Annotated in this window: 15 protein-coding genes; 7 read left to right on the plus strand and 8 right to left on the minus strand. The window is 65.8% G+C overall.

Going from position 1 to position 17848, the window contains the following annotated elements; genetic code table 11:
- Positions 1-374: 374 nt before the first annotated feature.
- A complete protein-coding gene (locus tag QX010_RS09335) occupies positions 375-1727 on the minus strand; it encodes a peptidoglycan-binding protein (protein WP_316179015.1) in 1353 nt (450 codons plus the stop codon).
- A 151-nt stretch (positions 1728-1878) separates the two neighbouring features.
- On the opposite strand from QX010_RS09335, the gene QX010_RS09340 reads away from it, so the two are divergent.
- Entirely contained in the window at positions 1879-2682 is an 804-nt protein-coding gene (locus tag QX010_RS09340; RefSeq protein ID WP_316179018.1) for a molybdopterin-synthase adenylyltransferase MoeB, read from the plus strand.
- Positions 2683-2934: 252 nt separating this feature from the next.
- On the opposite strand, the gene QX010_RS09345 is transcribed toward QX010_RS09340, so the two are convergent.
- A complete protein-coding gene (locus QX010_RS09345; protein WP_316179020.1) occupies positions 2935-3939 on the minus strand; it encodes an aldo/keto reductase in 1005 nt (334 codons plus the stop codon).
- Between the two features lie 122 nt (positions 3940-4061).
- Between QX010_RS09345 and QX010_RS09350 the strand changes: the two genes are divergently transcribed.
- Entirely contained in the window at positions 4062-4991 is a 930-nt protein-coding gene (locus tag QX010_RS09350) for a LysR family transcriptional regulator (RefSeq protein WP_316179022.1), read from the plus strand.
- A 127-nt stretch (positions 4992-5118) separates the two neighbouring features.
- On the opposite strand, the gene QX010_RS09355 is transcribed toward QX010_RS09350, so the two are convergent.
- Positions 5119-6120: a D-glycerate dehydrogenase gene (locus QX010_RS09355; protein WP_315803944.1), complete on the minus strand. Its 1002-nt coding sequence runs from the start codon at positions 6118-6120 to the stop codon at positions 5119-5121.
- A 413-nt stretch (positions 6121-6533) separates the two neighbouring features.
- On the opposite strand from QX010_RS09355, the gene QX010_RS09360 reads away from it, so the two are divergent.
- Positions 6534-7019: an SH3 domain-containing protein gene (locus QX010_RS09360; RefSeq protein ID WP_315803980.1), complete on the plus strand. Its 486-nt coding sequence runs from the start codon at positions 6534-6536 to the stop codon at positions 7017-7019.
- Between the two features lie 107 nt (positions 7020-7126).
- On the opposite strand, the gene irrA is transcribed toward QX010_RS09360, so the two are convergent.
- Positions 7127-7597, minus strand: a complete 471-nt coding sequence (irrA, locus tag QX010_RS09365) for an iron response transcriptional regulator IrrA (protein WP_316179412.1) — start codon at positions 7595-7597, stop codon at positions 7127-7129.
- Positions 7598-8052: 455 nt separating this feature from the next.
- On the opposite strand from irrA, the gene fabA reads away from it, so the two are divergent.
- The 4 genes from fabA (at position 8053) to QX010_RS09385 (ending at position 13033) form a co-directional block, all read left to right on the plus strand.
- Positions 8053-8574 (plus strand): 3-hydroxyacyl-[acyl-carrier-protein] dehydratase FabA, encoded by a 522-nt coding sequence (gene fabA, locus QX010_RS09370; RefSeq protein ID WP_315803943.1) that lies wholly within the window; start codon positions 8053-8055, stop codon positions 8572-8574.
- 76 nt (positions 8575-8650) lie between these two features.
- The gene (gene fabB / locus QX010_RS09375) at positions 8651-9874 is read left to right on the plus strand and encodes a beta-ketoacyl-ACP synthase I (RefSeq protein WP_315803942.1); all 1224 of its coding nucleotides are present in this window, start codon (positions 8651-8653) and stop codon (positions 9872-9874) included.
- A 146-nt stretch (positions 9875-10020) separates the two neighbouring features.
- The gene (gene fabI / locus QX010_RS09380) at positions 10021-10821 is read left to right on the plus strand and encodes an enoyl-ACP reductase FabI (protein ID WP_316179024.1); all 801 of its coding nucleotides are present in this window, start codon (positions 10021-10023) and stop codon (positions 10819-10821) included.
- Positions 10822-11047: 226 nt separating this feature from the next.
- The gene (locus tag QX010_RS09385; RefSeq protein WP_316179026.1) at positions 11048-13033 is read left to right on the plus strand and encodes an autotransporter outer membrane beta-barrel domain-containing protein; all 1986 of its coding nucleotides are present in this window, start codon (positions 11048-11050) and stop codon (positions 13031-13033) included.
- An 18-nt stretch (positions 13034-13051) separates the two neighbouring features.
- On the opposite strand, the gene QX010_RS09390 is transcribed toward QX010_RS09385, so the two are convergent.
- The 4 genes from QX010_RS09390 to pnp form a co-directional block, all read right to left on the minus strand.
- Positions 13052-13867 (minus strand): hypothetical protein, encoded by an 816-nt coding sequence (locus QX010_RS09390; protein ID WP_316179027.1) that lies wholly within the window; start codon positions 13865-13867, stop codon positions 13052-13054.
- A gap of 74 nt (positions 13868-13941) precedes the next feature.
- A complete protein-coding gene (locus tag QX010_RS09395; RefSeq protein ID WP_316179029.1) occupies positions 13942-14778 on the minus strand; it encodes a hypothetical protein in 837 nt (278 codons plus the stop codon).
- Positions 14779-14892: 114 nt separating this feature from the next.
- Positions 14893-15363 (minus strand): GNAT family N-acetyltransferase, encoded by a 471-nt coding sequence (locus QX010_RS09400; protein ID WP_316179032.1) that lies wholly within the window; start codon positions 15361-15363, stop codon positions 14893-14895.
- 142 nt (positions 15364-15505) lie between these two features.
- A complete protein-coding gene (pnp, locus tag QX010_RS09405; protein WP_315803936.1) occupies positions 15506-17662 on the minus strand; it encodes a polyribonucleotide nucleotidyltransferase in 2157 nt (718 codons plus the stop codon).
- Positions 17663-17848 lie beyond the last annotated feature (186 nt).

Here is a 17848-nt window from a genome sequence, read left to right on the forward strand (position 1 = left end):
AGCTATTCTCGCTCAGGACAGTCCCGGCCCGATCCAACTAACAGAGGATCGCGGTGGTCCGAATCAGCACGCCGACAAAACTGTTCGAACTATCTCACGCTCGGCCTGTGCCTGCACAGACCGGTTGACTACGGCGGGAGCCGTTCCGAGTTGATAGCAAGGTGCTAGGAAGTTGAGCGGCAGCGAGCCGCGGGCGAGCGATCGGCATCGCCGAGCATCATCCCATGCAGTCGCGATGCTGCACGTCCGATCCCCGCCGGCCGCCGTTGGGCCCTTAATTTTTTCTAAAACGACATGCTTAACATTGCGTAAACGCTGCCGCGCCGCAGTGCACAGCGGCACGATCGCGATGCCGAACCGGTTTGGCGCAGGCTCTACTTCCGCACGCAGATCACGCGCACCGTGGCCGCCTTGGCGTCGAGCGAGGTTCCGTCGGGCTTGACACCATGCGAGGCGAGAAACGCACGCGTCGCATCGGCGCTGACCATCACGACCTGTGTCGATGGGATCAGTGCCGTGCCCGCGAGGACGCCGGGCTTGAGCAAGGTGACGCCGGCGAACTTGCCGTCGCCGTCGAGCGCTGCCGCTCCGGAAAAGCCGAGCCCGGGCGCCGGCGCCAGCGAGGCGTCGCCGGTGCCGTTGGCGGCGAGCTGCGCCTTGACGGTGCTGATCGCGGCACCGCCGCCCTGGCTCTGCGGATCGGCGATGCCGACGATGTCGACCGACGATTTCGCACTGCCGCCCGACAGCGCCAGCGGCTTCAGGCCGCGCCCGCCGTAGATGCGCAGCAGCGCCAGGCCGCGCTCCTTGTCCTCGGCCACGCGCTCGGCATGGCCGAACCCGGGAATGGTGATTGCCACGCAGCCGTCGGTCACCTCGCGATCGGCGATGATGGCGCCGTCCTGGGTGGCGACGATGCCGGTGCCGTAATCGACGCGGCGCCGTGGCGCGGGCTGCGCGGCCAATGTCGACGGGAACGCGGTGAAGGCGCTCGACATCGCGATCACGACCGGCTCGACCGTGTTCTCGGTCGCCTGGTCGTAGAGGATGGTCAGGATGCGCACCTCGTCGCCCCGAAAGGTGCCGCGGATGTAGAACTTCTTCAGGTTCTGCAGGCCCGAGAGCACGAAGAAGTCGGGCTTCACCACGCTGTAGTCGACGGTGCGGCCGGGCTCCTTCTTCTCGCGGTCGGCGAGCGCCGCGGTGGTCGGGTTCGCCTCCTTGCGGCGTGACAGCACGACCTGCACGGTGCCGGTGGGCGAGGTCCATTTCGTGCCGGTGCCGTCGCTGGTCTGTTGCGGCACCAGCTTTGCGGGAATGCCGAGCCGTGCGCCGCTGACCGGCTCGGTCACGAGCTTCCAGCCGACGCCCTCCTGCTTGCGGCGCGCGGTGTCGGCGAGCACGGCGCGCTCCTGCGGGTTCAACACGCCGGTCGGCTTGCCGCCGACGAGCTTCTGGTATTCCTTGATGGCGTTGACCATGCGCTCGCTGACGTCGCCGGTGATGGCGCCATTGTATTGGCCGACCCAGGCGAGATCGGATTGCAGCGCAAGCCGCTCGGCCTGGCTCATCGCGTTGGCGGTGTCGGCGGGCGCCTGAACGCCCGGGCGCGCTGGCTGGGTCGCGACCGGCTTGGGCTTGGCGCCGGGCATCGTGGGCGTCTGTGCCTGCACCGACGCGCACGCGGCGATCCCGCAGATGAAGGTTGCCGTGGCCAGCCGTCTCATGACAAATCCCGATGCTCTTGCCGCGCCGCTAAATAAGCACATCTGCTTGGTCGGTCACAATCCGGCGAGGGTTCAGTGCGGAGATCCGCCGTCTTCGCCATGGGCCGGCAATGGGCTGACAGCGATGCGGCGGCGGAAGGACGGTGTAACGATGCTGAGCGACGAAGAAGTGGAGCGCTATGCCCGTCACATCGTGCTGCGCGATGTCGGTGGTCCCGGTCAGGCGGCGCTGAAGCGCGCCGCGGTGCTGGTGGTCGGCGCAGGCGGCCTCGGCGCGCCGGCACTGATGTATCTCGCCGCCGCCGGCGTCGGCACGATCGGCGTGGTCGACGACGACGTCGTATCGCTGTCGAACCTGCAGCGCCAGGTCATCCATGCGACCCCCGACATCGGCAGGCCCAAGGTCGAGAGCGCCGCCGAGCGCATCAATGCGCTCAATCCGCATGTGAGCGTCGTGGCGCATCGAAGCTGGCTCAATGCCGACAACGCGCTCGATCTGATCGGCGGCTATGATCTCGTGCTCGACGGCTCCGACAATTTCGACACGCGCTATCTCGTCTCCGACGCCTGCTTCCTGGCCGAGAAGCCGCTGATCACCGGCGCGCTCGGGACTTTCGATGCGTCGCTGACGACGATCCGCGCGCATGAGCGGAACGAGAAGGGCCAGTTCAATCCGACCTATCGCTGCCTGTTCCCCGAGCCGCCGCCGCCGGGCACGGTGCCGGCCTGCGCGGAAGCCGGCGTCATGGGTGCGCTCGCCGGCATGCTGGGATCGATGATGGCGCTGGAGGCGATCCGGGAGATCGTCGGTTTCGGCGAGGGTCTGGTGGGACGGCTCTTGATGCTGGACGTGCGCACGATGCGGTTCGAGACGCTGCGCTACGGGCGCGATCCGGCGAACCCGTTGAATGGCGACGGGCCTGTGATTGCGGATTTGAGTGCGCACCGAAAGTGAGGTGTGCGTGAGCCGAGAGGCCGCCGCGCATCTAGTTGTCGGTCATGAGTTGAGAGACTCTCGCCTCACTCTCCGCTGTCGTCCCGGACAAGCCGGGGCGACGCGATAGCGTCGGCGCGGCGCCGATCCGGGATCCACACTCCGTGAACGTGATGAGGCGCGCGGAATTGACGGCCTGCCCGTTTCAGACGTCACGCGGTATGGGTCCCGGCGTTCGCCGGGACGACGCCGAGGGGCTTGCCCGGTCTCGGCTCACATTCGCTTCCCGCGCTCACTGTCCATGTGGACCAGCTGCGACTCCGGATAGCGTTCGCCTGCCGCGACGCCAATCGGGAAGGCCTTGTCGAGCGCAGCGAGTTGCACTTCGGTGAGCTTGACGCAGAGCGCGCCGAGCGCCTCGTCGAGGCGGTCGCGGCGGCGGGCGCCGACCAGCGGGACGATGTCGTTGCCCTGCGCGGCCACCCAGGCGATCGCGACCTGCGCCGGCGTGGCGCCGACCTCGTCGGCGATGCTGCGCAGCGTGTCCACGAGGGTAAGATTCCGGTCGAGATTGTCGCCCTGGAAACGCGGCGAATGGCCACGGAAATCAGCGGCATTGGCGCGGTCCTTCGACCAGTGGCCGCTGATCAGTCCGCGCGACAGCACGCCGTAGGCGGTGATGCCGATGCCGAGCTCGCGGCAGGTTTGCAGGATGTCGCTCTCGATGCCGCGCGAGATCAGCGAATATTCGATTTGCAGATCCGCGATCGGGTGCACCTTGTGCGCCCGGCGGATCGTCTCGGAACCGACCTCCGACAACCCGATATGCCGGATGTAGCCGGCCTGTTTCAGCTCGGCCATCGTGCCGATGGTCTCCTCGATCGGCACCTTGGGATCGAGCCGCGCCGGGCGATAGATGTCGATGGCGTCGACGCCGAGCCGCTGCAGCGAATAGGACAGGAAGGTCCTGATGGCCTCGGGCCGGCTGTCATAGCCGAGCCAGCTCCTGTCGGGGCCGCGCAGCGCGCCGAACTTCACGGAGATCTGCACGTTGCGCGGACCGGCCGAGGCCAGCGCCTCGCGGATCAGCATTTCGTTGTGGCCCATCCCGTAGAAGTCGCCGGTGTCGAGCAGCGTGATGCCGGCGTCGAGCGCGGCGTGGATGGTGGCGATGCTCTCGGACCGGTCGGTGGGGCCGTAGAAGTCCGACATGCCCATGCAGCCTAGTCCGATGACCGAAACCTCGGGGCCGGTCGAGCCGAGTTGGCGGGTTTGCATGATCAATCTCCTCTTGCTGGCGCAGGCGGCCTGTTGGTCCGCCCGGACAACGCGGATATCGGCGGATTTCCGCGGTTCGAAAAGCTGGACAATTCCGAATGGACTGTTCAGCATGTCGAACAATGAGCGAGCCGGACCTCCGTGATCTTCAAGCCTTTGCTGCCGTGGCTCGCAGCGGCAATTTCCGCCGCGCCGCGCGCGAGCAGGGGCTCGCGGCATCCAGCCTCAGCCAGCGGCTCAAGGAGCTGGAGCAGCGGCTCGGCGTCCGGCTGCTCAACCGGACCACGCGAAGCGTCGGCCTGACGCAGGCCGGCGAGGCGCTGCTGGCACGGCTCGAGCCTGCGCTGTCCGAGATCGAAGCGGCGATCCATCAGGTGCGCGGCCAGCAGCAGGTCGCGGCGGGACGCCTGCGCATCAATGCGCCGCCGCCTGCGGTCGATCTGGTGCTGGCGCCGATGGTCGCGCCGTTCCTTCAGGCCTATCCGCTGATCGAGCTCGAGATCGTCGCCGACAGCGGCTTTGTCGACATCGTGCAGGCCGGGTTCGATGCCGGCGTGCGCTATGGCGAGCACCTGGCGCAGGACATGATCGCCGTACCGCTCGGCGAAACGCAGCGCTACGCCATCGTCGCCTCACCGCAATATGTTGCGCAGCATGGCCGTCCCGCGCATCCGCGCGACCTGCTGCAGCATGGCTGCATTCGGACGCGCTTCTCGTCCGGTGCGATGCTGGAATGGGAGTTCGAGAAGGACGGGCAGGTGATCAGGATCGCGCCGCCGGCTCGGCTGATCGCGGTCCAGCTCGGTCTGGCCTTCCGTGCCGCCTGCGACGGCGTTGGCTATTGGGCGACCTTCGAAGGACATGTGCGTGATGCGCTGGCGGATGGCCGCCTCGTCAGCGTGCTCGACGATTGGTGTCCGCCGTTCCCCGGGCCGTATCTCTATTATCCGAGCCGACGCCAACCACCGCCGGCGCTGGCAGCGTTCGTGTCTTTCGTCGGCGAGTGGCGGAAGCGGGCGAGCGGCCGGACAGAGCTGTCGTCCCGGCCTTGAGCCGGGATCCATAGCCACCGAACTGAATACGTTATGCGCGATCAGCCGCGTGCCCGTTTTCAGACATCGCGCGGTATGGGTCCTGCGTTCGCAGGGTCGACACCGATTGCTGAGATGGCTGGTCGGCCTACAGCATGCTCGGCAGCACGCGGTCCGGCGGGCGGTGGTTGTCGAGGAAGGTCTTGATGTTGATGATGACCTTCTCGCCCATCTCGACGCGGCCCTCGATCGTGGCCGAGCCCATGTGCGGCAACAGGGTCACCTTGCCGGCTTTGGCGAGCCGCACCAGGCGCGGGTTCACCGCCGGCTCGTGCTCGAACACGTCGAGGCCGGCGCCGGCGATGTCGCCGGCTTCGATCAGCCGCGTCAGCGTCTCCTCGTCGATCACCTCGCCGCGCGCGGTGTTGACGATGTAGGCGTCCTTGCGGATCAGCTTCAGCCGGCGCGCCGACAGGAGATGGAACGTCGCCGGCGTATGCGGGCAGTTGACCGAGATGATGTCCATCCGCGCCAGCATCTGGTCGAGGCTCTCCCAATAGGTGGCGCCGAGCTCGTCGGCGATCACCGGCGCGACCGGTCGGCGGTTGTGATAGTGGATCTGCAGGCCGAAGGCGCGGGCGCGCCGCGCCACCGCCTGGCCGATGCGGCCCATGCCGATGATGCCGAGCCGCTTGCCGCCGATGCGGTGGCCGAGCATCCAGGTCGGCGACCAGCCCGCCCAGTTCTTGCCCTCGGTGAGCACCGAGGCGCCCTCGATCAGCCGCCGCGGCACGGCGAGGATCAGCGCCATGGTCATGTCGGCGGTGTCCTCGGTGAGGACCTTCGGCGTGTTGGTGACGGTGATGCCGCGCGCCACCGCCGCGGCGACGTCGATGTTGTCGACGCCGTTGCCGAAGTTGGCGATCATGCGCAGCTTGCACTCGGGCTGATTGAGAATGTCGGCGCTGATGTGGTCGGTGACCGTCGGAACCAGCACCTCGGCGGTGCGCACGGCGTCGGCGAGCTGCTCCTGGCTCATCGGCTCGTCGTCGAGATTGAGCCTGGCGTCGAACAGCTCGCGCATGCGGGTCTCGACCGAGTCCGGCAGCTTGCGTGTCACCACGACGAGGGGCTTTTTCCTACCTGACATGTGCTGCTCTCATGAGATCCTTCAGACCTCATTAACCGGGTTCGCCGAAACTACCGTCGTCGCCTGAGAGCGGCGCTTCCCTGGACTGGTCGTGTCGGATCTCGCAGGTGGGCCGATCCGTCCCTGACAGGGCTTCGCGAGCGATTCTCAGGCGCTTCCTGGCCGCTTGTGTTCGGTCCTGTCTAGCAGAAGGCCGGGCCAAGACAAGAAGCCAACGGCGGGTCGGGACTGGCGCTTTCGGCAAGCCCTCTCCGAGCACGAAGGGGGGCAGCCGGGCGGTTCGATGGGGATCGGGCGAAGGATCGCAACGCAATCCGCTTTGATCGGAGCGCGGGTCGATCCTTTCGAGGGAGAGTAAGTTGAGTAAATCGACGTTGTGGCGTTTGGGTGCTGTCGTGGTGCTGCTGGTCTGTCTGTTCGACGTTGCCGTCGGCAGGGGCCGCGTTGCGGCGAAGGACTCCGTTCTCACCACCAGCGGCCTGCCGGTGCCGCGCTATGTCAGCCTGAAGTCGGATCATGTGAACGTTCGCGCCGGTCCGACCAAGGACAACGACGTGGCCTGGGTCTATACGCGCTCCGGCCTGCCGGTCGAGATCACCGCGGAATATGAGAACTGGCGCCGCGTGCGCGATTCCGAAGGCTCGGAGGGGTGGGTCTATCACTCCTTGCTGTCGGGGCGCCGCACGGCGGTGGTCACGATGAAGAACAAGGACGATCTCGCCCCGATCTATGAGAGCGCCGACGCCACGAGCGGGGTCACCGCGCGGCTGCAGGCCGGCGTCGTCGCGCAAGTGAAGAAATGCGGCAACGGCTGGTGCCACGTGCTCGGCAATGGTTTCGAAGGCTGGATCCAGCAGCAGCGGCTGTGGGGCGTCTACGCCGACGAGCAGGTCAATTGAAGGCCCAGGTCAGCACCATGCGCTGACCTCTGTCCTGACGCGCGCCCGACACAAAAATGCCCGCAGCGGCTGCGGGCATGATGCTTCTATGACGATGTTCCGGAGGCTCAACGCTTCTTGCGCAGCCGGACGACCATGTCGATCCGGGCGATCTCGTAACCTTCGGGCGCCTCCGGCAGCCTCGACAACGCCAGATGCTGGTCAGGGATGTCGACCAGCTCGTGGTTGTTCTCGAGATAGAAGTGATGGTGGGCGGTGACGTTGGTATCGAAATAGGTCTTGGTGCCGTCAACGCTGACCTGGCGCAGCAGACCGGCGTCGGTCAGCTGGTTCAGCGTATTATAGACCGTGGCGAGCGAGACCGGAACTTTGGCCAGCGTCGCTTCCTCATAGAGCATTTCGGCGGTCAGATGCCGCGCACCCTTGCCGAACAACAGCCAGCCCAAGGCCATGCGCTGGCGGGTCGGGCGCAGCCCGGCCGCCTGCAGCATCTCGTTGACGTCGTGCCATGGGCAGCCATTGAGTGCCGGCTGCCGGCCGCTCCCGAGATCCGGGTTGCCGCGATCATGACCATTCATCGAGGCGTTGTTGCTGACATCCACTTCAAGCACCGCACAATTCGCTCTCATCCACAACTGATATAGGAAGAAACCCATTCAGATGCAAGCTTATCGCAACTAACGTATCTAGAACGCCCCTAAACTGCATTTGCCGCCCGGTTTGGGCGCGGGGCCCGGTGCTGCGTCGATTTACCTGGATACGCGCATTGACGCCGCAATCCTCTATGTTAGAGAGCGCCCGGACCCGATTTGCCCTGCCATGGTGAGCGCCGGCGGCCGTGATGGCCATGTGCGCGAATCCAGGCGTCGTTAAGCCCGCCGCCGACAGCGGTCATGTTCGCCAGGTGCGATGGCCCAGCCTTCGTGCCGACGCGATGACCGGCCAGCGCGGCGCGGAAGGGGGCGGCGCGCGGGAAGGGTCCATGTCGCGCGGCACAAATTCCACCGGGGATCGTTGAGAAAGGCCACCAAGCATGCTGGATCGGCGCAGCGCATATGAATACGAGGACCTGCTGGCCTGCGGCCGCGGGGAGCTGTTCGGCCCCGGCAATGCGCAACTGCCGCTGCCGCCGATGCTGATGTTCGATCGGATCGTCGAGATCTCCGAGACCGGCGGCGAGTACGGCAAGGGTGTCGTCCGCGCCGAGCTCGACGTGAAGCCGGATCTCTGGTTCTTCGGCTGCCATTTCAAGAATGATCCGGTGATGCCAGGCTGTCTCGGCCTCGATGCGATGTGGCAGATGGTCGGCTTCTACCTCGGCTGGACGGGCGGCGCAGGGCGCGGCCGCGCGCTGGGCCTCGGCGATCTCAAGTTTTCCGGCCAGGTTCTGCCGACCGCGCGCCAGGTTGTGTACAACGTCGACATCAAGCGCGTGATGCGCTCAAAGCTGGTGCTCGGTATTGCCGACGGGTGGCTTTCGATGGATGGCGAGATTATCTATCGCGCCAAGGACCTGAAGGTCGGCCTGTTCAAGCAGGACGCCGCGCCGACTTGAACCGGCAGGCTGCGACCACAGACAGTGCAGCAGGCACGACTGCAACACAACACACGAGCAAGGTGAGGCGGACATCATGAGGCGGGTTGTCATCACGGGCATGGGCATCGTCTCATCGATCGGCAACAACACCCAGGAGGTGCTTGCCAGCCTGTACGAGGCGAAGTCCGGCATCTCCCGTGCTGAGAAATATGCCGAGCTTGGGTTTCGTTCGCAGGTGCAAGGCGCGCCGACGCTGAATCCCGCGGACGTGGTCGACCGCCGCGCCATGCGCTTCCTCGGCGAGGGCGCCGCGTGGAATCACGTCGCCATGGAGCAGGCCATCCTCGATTCCGGGCTGGAGCCGACCGACGTCTCCAACGTCAGAACCGGCATCATCATGGGCTCCGGCGGGCCCTCGACGCGCACGCTGGTGGAAGCGGCCGACATCACCCGCACCAAGGGCCCGAAGCGCGTCGGTCCGTTCGCCGTGCCGAAGGCGATGTCGTCGACGGCCTCGGCGACGCTGGCGACCTGGTTCAAGATCAAGGGCGTCAACTACTCGATCTCCTCGGCCTGCGCGACGTCCAATCATTGCATCGGCAATTCCTACGAGATGATCCAGTACGGCAAGCAGGACGTGATGTTCGCCGGCGGCTGCGAGGAGCTCGACTGGACGCTGTCGGTGCTGTTCGACGCGATGGGCGCGATGTCGTCGAAGCACAATGACACGCCCGCGACCGCGTCGCGGCCCTATGACGTCACGCGCGACGGCTTCGTGATCGCCGGCGGCGCCGGCGTCCTCGTGCTGGAAGAGCTTGAGCATGCCAAGGCGCGCGGCGCCAAGATCTACGGCGAGATCGCGGGCTACGGCGCGACCTCGGACGGCTACGACATGGTGGCGCCGTCGGGCGAAGGCGCCGAGCGCTGCATGAAGATGGCGCTGTCGACCGTGAAGACGAAGATCGACTACATCAATCCGCACGCGACCTCGACGCCGGCCGGCGATCCGCCGGAGATCGAGGCCATCCGCAAGGTGTTCGGATCGGGCGAGAAGTGCCCGCCGATCGCCGCCACCAAGGCGCTGACCGGCCACTCGCTCGGCGCCACCGGCGTCCAGGAGGCGATCTATTCGCTGCTGATGATGAAGAACGGCTTCATCTGCGAGAGCGCCAACATCACCGAGCTCGATCCCGCCTTCGCCGACATGCCGATCGTGCGCAAGCGCATCGACAACGCCAAGCTCGGCACCGTGCTGTCGAACTCGTTCGGCTTCGGCGGCACCAACGCGACGCTGGTGTTCAAGCAGCTCGACGCTTAAGATTTCAATAGCACTGGTTTCGTCGGCATCATGGCCGGGCAGCAGCGCGAAGCTCATTCTTCGCACCGATGTCCGGCCATTGGCGTCTCGAAGGCGGAACGATCATCCTGGCTGGGCCGATCCCGGCATGACGAAGGAGAGACATCATGCAGGGTCTGATGAAGGGCAAGCGCGGGCTTGTCATGGGCATCGCCAACGACCATTCGATCGCCTGGGGCATCGCCAAGACGCTGGCTGCGCATGGCGCCGAGATGGCCTTCACCTATCAGGGCGACGCGCTCGGCAAGCGCGTCCGCCCGTTGGCCGACGAGCTCGGCGTCAAGCACGTGCTGCCTTGCGACGTCGAGGACATCGCCAGCGTCGATGGCGTGTTCACTTCGCTGCGCGAAGCCTGGGGCGGGCTCGACTTCATCGTCCACGCCGTCGCTTTCTCGGACAAGAACGAGCTCAAGGGCCGCTATGCCGACACCTCGCGCGAGAATTTTGCGCGCACGATGCTGATCTCCTGCTTCTCCTTCACCGAGATCGCCAAGCGCGCCGCCGAGCTGATGCCGGAGAACGGCGGCAGCATGATCACCTTGACCTTCGACGGCTCCAACCGCGTGATGCCGAACTACAACGTGATGGGTGTCGCCAAGGCCGCGTTGGAAGCCTCGGTGCGCTATCTTGCCGCCGATTACGGCCGCCGCAGCATCCGCGTCAACGCGATCTCGGCCGGCCCGGTGCGCACGCTGGCGGGCTCGGGAATCGGCGACGCCCGCTTCATGTTCGCGTTCCAGCAGAAGCACTCGCCGCTCGGCCGCGGCGTGACCCTGGAGGAGCTTGGCGGCTCCGCGCTGTATCTGTTGTCGGAGCTGTCCGGTGGCGTCACCGGCGAGATCCACTACGTCGACTCTGGATATAACGTGATCTCGATGCCGCGCCCCGAGGATCTCAAGGCGGACTGACCTCCGCGCGCATCGGCGGTATCGGGGGGCGCGAGACTCCGTCCTCCGATCGACCCAAATTTTCCCAGTTGAAGACAATGTTCCTGAACGGCTAATCAGGAGGCATTGGCGCAACTCTTGCGGTTGGCTGTTGCGATGACGCTGCGATGCATCATGACCGGTGCATCGGCCGCGGCCGTCAGCCAGACGCTCGCGCCGGCAGCAAGACAAGTCGTGGGGGCGATTGATGCTGCGTTCGAAAGTCCGTGTCATCGCTCTCTGCGCGATGACCGGCATCGTGCTTGCGGCAGGGGGCGCAGGGCCGGCGAAGGCGCAATCGAGCGTCTGGGACTCCACGATCTCCAACACCAACTGGTATGTGCCGACGGCGCAACTGCTCGCCTACCTGTCGCCGAAGACGGGCTTCTCCAATCCGGTCCCGATCGGTGACCAGACGTTGTGGACCCTGGGCACCGCGACCAACGGCGCCTTCACCGGCACCAGCGTCGCGCAGCTCAGGATCGGCCCGGCGCTGCTGACGGACACCTCGACCATCCAGGGCTTCGTCACCACCAGCGGCCAGATCACCATGCTGTTCACGCCGACCGGCGGCGGCACTGCGACCGTCGGGCTCGGCTATATGCGCAACGTCAACGGCGTGACCAGCATGGAAATGCAGATGATCACCGGCGACAGCCTGCTGGCGACGCATTGGGCCTACATGCTGCCCTATGATCCCGCGACCTTCACGCCGCCGCCGTCAGCACCGGTGCCGGCCAACTCCGTCCCGCAATGGGCATGGACCGCCGGCACGCCGTGGCGGATCGTCAGTCCGACATTGTTCGGCACGCAGGCGCCGGGCCGCTTCGTCATCACCAACTATCAGAACGGCTATTTCTGGGGCGCGGGCGTCGCGCCGACGGGCAGCACGGCCGGTGGCTTCACCCTGCTCGGCTCGGTCACCCCGGAGGGAAGCGTGCTGTTCAATACGCTGTCGCGTGGCAGCCTGACCAGCCTCTATGGCGCGATGAGCGGCAATGCGTCGAATGCGCAGATGGTCACCTCGACGTATGATCTCACGGGAAGCATGACCGGCGATCTGGCGACGATGTCGCTGATCCAGCCCTATGGCACTGCGCTTCGGTCGGCCGGCGGCCGCGTCGGCCTGGAAGCCGCCGACGTGCTGTACCGGCTGTCGATGACGTCGGCCGGCTGGAGCGGATCGATGGTCTCGGGATTTGCCGCGCTCGACAATCTCAGCGGTCCCTCGCTCAGTGCCGCCGTCAAGCAGACGCTGCCGGTGCTGACCGGGGCGGCGTCGCAGGCAACCTATGTCAGCCAGCAGGCCTTCCGGCAGACGATGACCAACAGGCTCGATGAGGTCAGCAGCACCGGCTGGGCTGCTGGCCGCAATGTCTGGATGCAGCCTCTCGGCGGCACCGCGCAGCAGACAGGACGTGATGGCGTTCCGGGGTATAGTGCCGTCGGCGCGGGTCTGGCGCTCGGCGCCGATGTGGCCGTCTCGTCCCGCGCCATCATCGGCGGCGTTCTTGGCTATTCTCATCACACGATCAGCGGAAGCGACGATGCGGTGCCAAACCGTCTCGGTCTCGCCTCCTATCAGCTCGGGCTCTATGGGGCCTACGCCGTCAGTTCTGATGTCACCTTCGACTATCAGCTCGACGGCGGATCGAGCGACAACGGCGAAAGCCGGTCACTGAACTTCATGGGTGCGTCCGCCGGCGGCAGCTATCGTTCCTACAGCGGCCACGCCGGTGCGGGCATCAAGACCCGCATTCCGCTGCGAGACGACCTCGCGCTCGTTCCTGCACTGCGCCTGGACTACGGCACGGTTCGCAGCGGCTCCTATCGGGAAAGCGGTGCCGGCGGTTTCAGCCTCAACGTCGATCCTCAGGTCTATCAGGAACTCGTGACGACGGCGCAGCTGAAAGCGGTCTATGCGCCGACAACGCAGGTTCGTCTGATCAGCGATGTCGGCGTCGGCTACAACGCGCTGAACCAGGCATTGCAGATCGGCGCCGCCTTCTCCGGCGGCGGCGACGGCTTCGTCACCCGTGGCCTCAGCCTGTCGCCCTGGGTCTACTCGGCCGGGCTTGGTCTTGTCGCTGCGGGCAACAACCGCCTCGACCTCAGCGTTCGCTACGGCATCAACGCGACGCCGTCCGGCCTCGTCCAGCAGTCAGGCCATGCGGTGCTTAAGATCCGGCTATGACGCGCCGAGCTGATGGTTCTATTCGCGCCCGAAATAGGCCGGCAGGCGCTGGTCGAGCCGGAACTTGAGCATCGAACGCGCCATGTCACGCAGCACGTTGTTGTTCGCGGCATCCGGCGGCGAGGCGGGAAATGCGGAGTTGTCGACGTCGCCGGCATGAGACGGCGGTCCGACGCCGGACGTCAGCCGTGAGAGCAGCGCCTTGGAACTCGTGGCGGGCTCGCGCGTCTCGAATGTCGCGCCGTCATAGAGCTGGATATCGATCATGATGAAGACGTGGCTGATCCGGCCAAAACCCTCGCCCCGATTGACCACGCCGACGCCGGTGACCTCGTCGTTCGTCGAGGGTTCGCTGTCGGTCCGGCGGGTGATCACGAGGTAACGAGCGCACCCCGCCGAACCGGCCACCCTCCTGACGATGGGTGTGAGCTTCCCGTTCTCAGCCTTGATCGGGGGTGACTGATAGAACGGATCGAATGACCCCTTGGGGACGCCGATGCGGCGGATCCCGGCATCACCCGCGGCGGCTTTCACGCGCGCATAGACGATATCGTCGAATCCCCAGGAGACCGGCACCTCGGCGTACTCATTGCCCAGGCGGGTCATGCCGTTCTTCTGCACCGTGAAGACATCGCCAAGCGCTGAGATCACCCCGAGCTCGCACGGTCCGCCCTCGCGGACGGCCCTTGCCGGCTTGGCGGCCTTGGCAACGCCGGCCGCCGGCTTTGCCGCAGGCTTGGCGCTCAGCGGCGCAGGTGACGATTCCGCCAGGGCGTTGGTGCCCGACCAGAGCACGGCAATGAGCAGCGGCGCGAGCAGGCGTGAAATCGTCACTGGGAAAACTCGTGCTGGGAGAAACGAATGCGGACGGTGAAGCCCGTTCGAGGCGTATGACAGCGGGCGACGGCTCATTCGATCTTCAGGTAGCTCGGCAGGTCGCGATCTAGCTTCGCCGCGACCAGGCTGCGCAGGCGTTCGCGTAGCACGGTGCTGGTGGCTGCGGCGGCAAGAGGCTCGGGGAAGTCGGCATTGTCGAGCTTGTTGAGGGGATCCTCGGTGAGCCTCATGGTCTCGGCCAGCCGTGCGCCGGTATCCGCCGAGAATGAGCCGATCTTCTCGTAGGAATGGCCGTCGATCAGCGTGATGTTGACGTTCGCGAACAGGTGCGAGTGCCGGATGAGTGATCCGAGGCCCTGATTGTAAGCGCCAATGCCCCTGAGCCTCAGGGTGGTGTTGGGAATGGTCGCCTCAAACCTGGTGACCACGAGGTAGCGTTCGCAATTTGCATTCGTGGTGACGTTGCGCACGATCGAGGCCAGGCTCTCCTTCGGATCGGGCAGGAAGCGCGACGTCGGATGGTAGTAGGGCTCGAACGCGCCTTTCGGATAGCCGATCCTGTGCACGGTCGGGTCGCCGCCGGTGGCCGCGCGCACGCGCGCCATGGCGAGGTCGTCCAGTCCCCATCCCGGCAACGTGACTTCGTCCTCTTCGATTTCAAACACGGTGAGGCCGAACTTGCTGACGGCGAGCTGGTCGCCGAGTGCGGAAATGACGCCAAGACGGCACGGACCGCTTTCGATGGCGCCTGGTTTCGCCATCGCCTTTGTCTTTCCGGAGGGTTTCTTGGTCGCGGGGGCGGCCTTGGGCGCTGTTGCTGACGGAGCCTGGGCCCAAGCCCCGGTTGCGAAGGCAGCGGCGATGACGACGAGCGCAAGGCGACGGATCGGCAGGAGCGGCACGGACATGGGGACGGTTCGAGAATGCAAGGTCGTCGGGAACTCGAACTTAGTTCGCCTGCGAAGGCGCACGCAACGGTTTCCGGTCGTCACGCGCAAGATTTGCGCTTGCACGCTCTGCGATCAGGAGCCCGCCGCCTGACCGTCACGCTTCCAGCGATAATATTTCATGATCCGGCCGTGCAGCGGGTCAGCTTCCTCCTTTTCCAGCACGAAGCCCTCGCGCTCATACCAGCGCCACGCCTTGTCGTTGCCCTTTGCGCAGCGCAGCCACACTTCGTCGGGGAGCAGCTCGCGGGTGAAGGCGAGCAGCCGGCGGCCGAGCGAGCGGCCCTGATGGGACGGGGCGATCATCAGCTGGTCGAGATAGAGCGTGGGGACGTTGATCGCGAGCATCGCCGCGAGGCCGCCGCGGTCGTCGGCGACATACAGGCTCCAACCGCCAGCGACTTCACGCGGTACGCGCTCCCTGAGGACAGCGAGCAGCCTCTCGCTCTGCGTTTCCAGGCCCGTCGAACACCAGCTCTCCATCCAGAGCCTGGCGACGGCGTCGTATTCGTCCGGGCGGGCAGGGCGGATGATAGGATGGTGCATGTGGGGTGACCTTGAGCGGGGGTGACGGCCTCTGCATCCGCAGCCGTGACATGGGACGCGCGAGGGTGCGCGACCAATAGGACAACAAAAAAGGGCGGCTCGAAAGCCGCCCTTTGTGTTTCACTCGAAGGGTGCCCCGGCCTTACTCGCCGGCGGCTTCGCGCGCCTCGGCGGGCGCGTCCTTCTGCTTGGCCTCGAGATCCTCGCCGGTGGTCTGGTCGACCGCCTTCATGGACAGCCGGGTCTTGCCGCGGTCGTCGAAGCCGAGCAGCTTGACCTTGACCTTGTCGCCTTCCTTGACGACGTCGGTGGTCTTCTGCACGCGCTTGTCGGCGAGCTGCGAGATGTGCACGAGGCCATCGCGGGTGCCGAAGAAGTTCACGAAGGCGCCGAACTCCATCACCTTGACGACGGTGCCGTCATAGATCTGGCCGACCTCCGGATCGGAGGCGATCGACTTGATCCACTTGATGGCGGCCTTCATTGCCTCGCCGTCGTTGGAGGCGACCTTCACGGTGCCGTCGTCCTCGATGTTGACCTTCGCGCCGGTCTTCTCGACGATCTCGCGGATCACCTTGCCGCCGGTGCCGATCACTTCGCGGATCTTGTCGGTCGGGATCTTGAAGGTCTCGATGCGCGGCGCGTATTCGCCGAGCTCGGCGCGCGCGGCGGTCAGCGCCTTGGACATCTCGCCCAGGATGTGGATGCGGCCTTCGCGGGCCTGGCCCAGCGCAACCCGCATGATCTCCTCGGTGATGCCCTCGATCTTGATGTCCATCTGCAGCGAGGTGATGCCGCTCTCGGTGCCCGCGACCTTGAAGTCCATGTCGCCGAGATGGTCCTCGTCGCCGAGGATGTCGGACAGCACGGCGAAGCGGCTGCCTTCCAGGATCAGACCCATCGCGATGCCCGCGGTCGGCCGCTTCAGCGGCACGCCGGCATCCATCAGCGCCAGCGAGGAGCCGCACACGGTCGCCATCGACGACGAACCGTTGGACTCGGTCACCTCCGACACGACGCGAGTCGTGTAGGGGAACTCGTGGTGCGGCGGCAGCACCGGGTGGATGGCGCGCCAGGCGAGCTTGCCGTGGCCGATCTCGCGGCGCTTGGTGCCGCCGAGACGGCCGGTCTCACCGACCGAGTAGGGAGGGAAGTTGTAGTGCAGCAGGAACGTCTCCTTGTACGTCCCCGACAGCGCGTCGATGTACTGCTCGTCCTCGCCGGTGCCGAGCGTGGTCACGACCAGCGCCTGGGTTTCGCCGCGGGTGAACAGCGCCGAACCGTGGGCGCGGGGCAGCACGCCGACCTCGCAGACGATGTTGCGCACCGTCTTGGCGTCACGGCCGTCGATCCGCTTGCCGGTGTCCAGGATGTTCCAGCGGACAATCTTTGCCTCGAGCTCCTTGAACACGGCGGCGATACGGAGCTTGTCGTATTTCGGCTCCTGCCCCTCGGGGAAGAAGTAGGCCATCACCTTTTCCTTGACGGCGCCGACGGCAGCATAGCGCTGCTGCTTGATCGGAATCGCGTAGGCGGTGCGCAGGTCCTGCTCGGCGATCCCGAGCATCTCCTTCTCGATCGCGGCGTTGTCGATGATCGCGACGTCGCGCGGCTCCTTGGCGGCCTTTTCGGCGAGCTCGATGATCGCGTTGATCACCGGCTGGAAGTGACGGTGACCGAACATCACCGCACCGAGCATGATGTCCTCGTTGAGCTCCTTGGCCTCCGATTCCACCATCAGCACGGCGTCCGAGGTGCCGGCGACCACCAGGTCGAGCTGGGTATCGGCCATCTCGTCGAGGGTCGGATTGAGGATATATTCGTCATTGGCGAAGCCGACGCGGGCCGCGCCGATCGGACCCTTGAACGGCACGCCCGACAGCGTCAGCGCGGCCGACGCGCCGACCAGCGCGACGATGTCCGGATCGTTCTCCATGTCGTGCGACAGCACGGTCACGATGACCTGGGTCTCGTTGCGCCAGGCATCGACGAACAGCGGGCGAATCGGGCGGTCGATCAGGCGGGAGACCAGCGTCTCCTTCTCGGTTGGACGGCCCTCGCGCTTGAAATAGCCGCCGGGAATGCGGCCCGCGGCGTAGGTCTTTTCCTGATAGTCGACGGTCAGGGGCAGGAAGTCGACGCCCTCCCGCGGCGCCTTGGCGGCGACGACGGTCGCGAGCACGACGGTCTCGCCATAGGTGGCGACGACGGCGCCGTCAGCCTGGCGGGCGATCTTGCCGGTTTCCAGCTTGAGCGGACGCCCACCCCAGTCGATCTCGACGGAATGCTTGGTAAACATGGGTATCTTCTTTCATGAGATGATCGAAGGCAGACTCCCCAGAAACAAAAAAACCATGCGCAAGATTGCGGGGCGCTGGAATGCGATCAGCGGCCTGCGATCCTGCCATGGTTTTCTTATTTCGGATGGCGTCCATCCTTCTCGTAAATAACGGGCACCTTGCCCGTCACGCCCAGCGGCCGGATT

The organism is Bradyrhizobium sp. SZCCHNRI1009 (assembly GCF_032487575.1).
GTDB lineage: Bacteria > Pseudomonadota > Alphaproteobacteria > Rhizobiales > Xanthobacteraceae > Bradyrhizobium.

Excerpts from the sequence above, each read along its gene's own strand:
- QX010_RS09385 (WP_316179026.1), top strand. The coding sequence starts at position 11,048 with ATGCTGCGTTCGAAAGTCCGTGTCATCGCTCTCTGCGCGATGACCGGC.
- fabB (WP_315803942.1), top strand. The coding sequence starts at position 8,651 with ATGAGGCGGGTTGTCATCACGGGCATGGGCATCGTCTCATCGATCGGC.
- fabA (WP_315803943.1), top strand. The coding sequence starts at position 8,053 with ATGCTGGATCGGCGCAGCGCATATGAATACGAGGACCTGCTGGCCTGC.
- QX010_RS09345 (WP_316179020.1), bottom strand. The coding sequence starts at position 3,939 with ATGCAAACCCGCCAACTCGGCTCGACCGGCCCCGAGGTTTCGGTCATC.
- QX010_RS09355 (WP_315803944.1), bottom strand. The coding sequence starts at position 6,120 with ATGTCAGGTAGGAAAAAGCCCCTCGTCGTGGTGACACGCAAGCTGCCG.
- QX010_RS09335 (WP_316179015.1), bottom strand. The coding sequence starts at position 1,727 with ATGAGACGGCTGGCCACGGCAACCTTCATCTGCGGGATCGCCGCGTGC.
- QX010_RS09400 (WP_316179032.1), bottom strand. The coding sequence starts at position 15,363 with ATGCACCATCCTATCATCCGCCCTGCCCGCCCGGACGAATACGACGCC.
- QX010_RS09340 (WP_316179018.1), top strand. The coding sequence starts at position 1,879 with ATGCTGAGCGACGAAGAAGTGGAGCGCTATGCCCGTCACATCGTGCTG.
- QX010_RS09395 (WP_316179029.1), bottom strand. The coding sequence starts at position 14,778 with ATGTCCGTGCCGCTCCTGCCGATCCGTCGCCTTGCGCTCGTCGTCATC.
- fabI (WP_316179024.1), top strand. The coding sequence starts at position 10,021 with ATGCAGGGTCTGATGAAGGGCAAGCGCGGGCTTGTCATGGGCATCGCC.
- irrA (WP_316179412.1), bottom strand. The coding sequence starts at position 7,597 with ATGAATGGTCATGATCGCGGCAACCCGGATCTCGGGAGCGGCCGGCAG.
- QX010_RS09350 (WP_316179022.1), top strand. The coding sequence starts at position 4,062 with ATGAGCGAGCCGGACCTCCGTGATCTTCAAGCCTTTGCTGCCGTGGCT.
- pnp (WP_315803936.1), bottom strand. The coding sequence starts at position 17,662 with ATGTTTACCAAGCATTCCGTCGAGATCGACTGGGGTGGGCGTCCGCTC.